The organism is Streptomyces sp. SID1328 (assembly GCF_009865595.1).
GTDB lineage: Bacteria > Actinomycetota > Actinomycetes > Streptomycetales > Streptomycetaceae > Streptomyces > Streptomyces griseoluteus.
The window spans coordinates 1-3,276 of sequence record NZ_WWKH01000251.1 but is presented as its reverse complement, the minus strand read 5'-3'; the positions used below and the strand labels follow the sequence as shown (position 1 = coordinate 3,276).

The window sequence follows — 3,276 nt, the reverse complement described above, 5'->3', positions numbered from 1 at the left end:
GTCTTCGGCGTCCCGCACGCCCCGCCGCCCGGCCATGAGATGCCGCCGCAGTCGCGCGGCGACGTCCGCCGGGATGTCGGGGTCACTCGCCCGCCGGCGTCGGCCGTTGATGACGACGAAGTGCCCGTCGGGCGTCTTCTCGGGCGGTTCTTCGGCCATGCGGCCGATTGTCACCATCCGGGGAGTCGGGGGCGAGCACGCAGAGGGCGGGAGACGCGCGTCGCGTCTCCCGCCCTCCGTGTTTCCGTACCGCCCCGCAGGGCCGTCAGCGTTCCGGGGTGTCCTGCGGGCCCCTCGGGGTCTCGCTGCCGCCGTAGGAGCGGCGGATGGCATCGGCGGCCTTGTCGGTCTGGGCGTCGTACTTGTTGCCCGTGCGCTCGTCGATCAGCCGTTCGACACTCTCCACGCCCTTGTCGGCCTGGTCAGGGTGGCCCTTGGCCAGGTCCTTGGCCTTGTTCGCCAGATCCCCGAACTTGCTCATGGGAAGCCTCCTGCGGTTGGTGCGTGCGTCGTTCCCGGCTACGGCTACGGCTACCCGTCGATTACCCCCTGAATCAGGGCGCCTTGAACAGCGAGGGGAAGCGGGGCGCGAGCCAGGGCTTGCGGCCCCACGCGAGTACGCCGGCGCGCGCCATGGCCTGCCAGGGGCCCACGCGGCCCAGCGCGATGAGGAGGAAGGTGACCGGCTCGGTGAGGATGGTGCACTCGGAGCGCTCCGGCGGGCCGGGGAGCACCTGGACGGCCCCCTCGGCGAAGGTGACCCCGAAGGTCTCGCCGCCCCGCACCCGCAGGGTGTAACGGGCCGTCAGCCCGGCCGGTGCGACCGCCACACGCGGCATCGCCGTCTTCAGGAACGGCAGGCACAGCCCCACCCGCGTCCGGTCGATCATGTGCGGCCGGCCCACCCCGCGCGCGAGGTCCCAGCCGTGCCCCAGCATGTGGGTCAGGAGGTACGAGGCGAGCACGTCCTTGGTCATGGGGCCCAGCGGGGTCACGAGCTTCCGGTCCGGGTCGGTCCCTTCCACCGCCGCCAGGAACGCCTCCGCCTGCTCCACGATCATCGCGGCCAGCGGTTCCGCCCCACGCTCCGGGAACTCGGTGAGGCTGCGCGCGTTGGCCGCGGCGAGGCTCTGCGGAGTGCCGTCGCCGTAGGGACGGTCCTGACCAGCGGCGAGATCGGCCATCAGGCCGCCTGCCAGGGCCAGATGGGCCGCGGTCTCCCCGACGGTCCACTCCAGCCCCGGTACGGGCGCGGCCGGGTCCGTCGCGCCGTCCAGCAGCGCGGCGATGGCCCGGGCCGTCTCCCGTATCGCCCGGCCGAGTCCTTCCGGCAGGGCGTCCCCGCTGTTCGTCTCCACGCCGCCCGCTCTCCTCAGGTCTGAATGATCATGCGGTACGAAACCAGACCTCCATGTTCAGGACAAGGGGCGGGGCGCTCCGATCGCGCTGAGCCAGTCCTCGATGGTGACCACGTCCGCCCACTGCGGGAACAACCGCTCGACGAGCATCCGGTGGACCTCGGGATCGGTGTCGAGACAGCCGTCCGCCAGGACGGTCACGCCGAGGTCCAGGTCCACCGCGTGCCACAGGGTGGACAGCACCACGGCGCTGGTGGCGATGCCGGAGAGTACGAGACTGTCGACACCCCGAGCCCTGAGGACCAGATCGAGGTCGCTCCCCGAGAACGCGCTCCCCCGTCGCTTGGTGACCACGACATCCCCTTGCCGGGGTGCGATGCCGGGATGGATCCCGGAGCCAGGAGCCCCCTCGGTGAACAGCCCGGCGCGCAGGACGTGGGCCATCACCTTGCTGCGCGGGCCGACCTCGGGATCGCCGGGCCGCACCCCCATCACGACGTAGATCACGGGAATGCCACAGGCCCGCGCACCGTCGATCGCCCCGCGCAGGCGTGGCAGATAGCCGGAGCCGTCGTCGGCGAGGGCCACCACGTCCCGCTGGACGTCCATCACCAGGAGCGCACTGCTCGTCATGCCCGCCGTCCTCCGCAGTCAGGAGCCGAGAGCGCTCATCGTCGCACTCGTCGCGTACCGGCCGCGATGGGCGCCCACGCTCGGCCGATGGAGGTAATCGGGGCCCTTTCACCGATCCCTTCGGGGTGGCGGCACCGGATCACCCGCGAACGAGTCGAGCATCCATGGATTCGGGCGGTGCCGTGCCGGAGCGCGGGCGTCGGAACCGTCCCCACACGTGAGGTGAGGTAGTGCATTTGTTCGGCCGGCAGTTCGTGGTGGCGCGGTTTCCGGTGTTCGTCGTGGTCGCGTGGCTGGTGGTGGCGGTGTGCACGGCCGCCTTTCCCGGCCGGCTGGCGTCGGAGGCGGCACGGCGGCCGGCGATGACGCTGCCCGCGTCGGCGGAGTCGAGCCGGGTGGCCAAGGAGGCCGGCGGGCCGACCGGGGGCCCACCGGTCGTGATCGTCTGGGAGGCCACCTCGGCCAAGCGGCTCAGCACGAAGGCGGCACAGCGGGTCCTCGCCGGGCTGCCCCGCCCGGTCGGTTCCCCCGGCGCCGTGACCTCCTCGGCCGACGGCCGTTCCCTCGTCTGCGTCGTCGCCCTCACCGCCGCGGACGACGCAGGGCTCGGCCCCTCCCTGGAGCGCGTCCGGAAGGCCGCCGCCTCACTGCCGGACAGCAGGGTCCGGCTGGCGGGACCGGCGGCAGGGCAAGCCGACCTGGAGACCTCCTTCGCGGGCATCGACGGCAAACTGCTGGTCATCGCGCTGGCCGCCGTCGCCGCGATCCTGTTCCTCGTCCACCGGAGCATCCTGCTGCCCCTCGTGGTGGCCGCGTCCGGGGTCCTCGCGCTGACCCTGTGCAGTGCGGTGCTCTACGCGCTGCGGAGCCGGGGCGTGCTGACGGTCGACGGGCAGGGGCAGGGCATCCTCTCCGTACTGGTCATCGGAGCGACCACGGACTACGGCCTGCTCCTGCTGGCGCGGTACCACGAGCACGCCCCGGAGATGTCGGCTTCGGCGGCCATGCGGACGGCGTGGCGGGCGAGTTGGGCGCCCATCGCGGCGAGCGCGGCGACGGTGGCCTGCGCCATGGTCGCCCTCCTCCTCAGCGCCCTCCCCGCCAACCACTCCCTGGCGCTCGCCGGTGCCGTGGCGATGGCCTGCTGCGTGCCGGCCGCGCTGACCTTCGTCCCGGCCGCCGTACTCCTCGGCCCGTGCGCGATGTTCTGGCCCCGGGGTCCGCACTCCGGCCGGGCGGGCGGGCGGGGCTGGTCCCTGGTCACGGCGGTGGTCGACCGGCACGC

General features: G+C 73.0%; 4 protein-coding genes. 1 reads left to right on the top strand and 3 read right to left on the bottom strand.

The window, feature by feature from the left end; translation table 11 throughout:
- Positions 1 to 265: 265 nt before the first annotated feature.
- The 3 genes from GT030_RS07330 to GT030_RS07320 all read right to left on the bottom strand — a co-directional run bounded on the left by GT030_RS07330 (position 266) and on the right by GT030_RS07320 (position 1,991).
- Positions 266 to 481, bottom strand: a complete 216-nt coding sequence (locus GT030_RS07330; protein ID WP_161200380.1) for an antitoxin — start codon at positions 479 to 481, stop codon at positions 266 to 268.
- A 73-nt stretch (positions 482 to 554) separates the two neighbouring features.
- On the bottom strand, positions 555 to 1,358 hold the full coding sequence (locus GT030_RS07325; RefSeq protein WP_161200379.1) for a maleylpyruvate isomerase family mycothiol-dependent enzyme: 804 nt from the start codon (positions 1,356 to 1,358) through the stop codon (positions 555 to 557).
- Positions 1,359 to 1,415: 57 nt separating this feature from the next.
- Positions 1,416 to 1,991 (bottom strand): cysteine hydrolase, encoded by a 576-nt coding sequence (locus tag GT030_RS07320; protein ID WP_161200378.1) that lies wholly within the window; start codon positions 1,989 to 1,991, stop codon positions 1,416 to 1,418.
- Positions 1,992 to 2,221: 230 nt separating this feature from the next.
- Here GT030_RS07320 and GT030_RS07315 point away from each other — a divergent pair.
- On the top strand, positions 2,222 to 3,276 hold a 1,055-nt coding region (locus tag GT030_RS07315; protein ID WP_161200377.1), incomplete at its 3' end, for an MMPL family transporter.

Excerpts from the sequence above, each read along its gene's own strand:
- GT030_RS07330 (WP_161200380.1), bottom strand. The coding sequence starts at position 481 with ATGAGCAAGTTCGGGGATCTGGCGAACAAGGCCAAGGACCTGGCCAAG.
- GT030_RS07320 (WP_161200378.1), bottom strand. The coding sequence starts at position 1,991 with ATGACGAGCAGTGCGCTCCTGGTGATGGACGTCCAGCGGGACGTGGTG.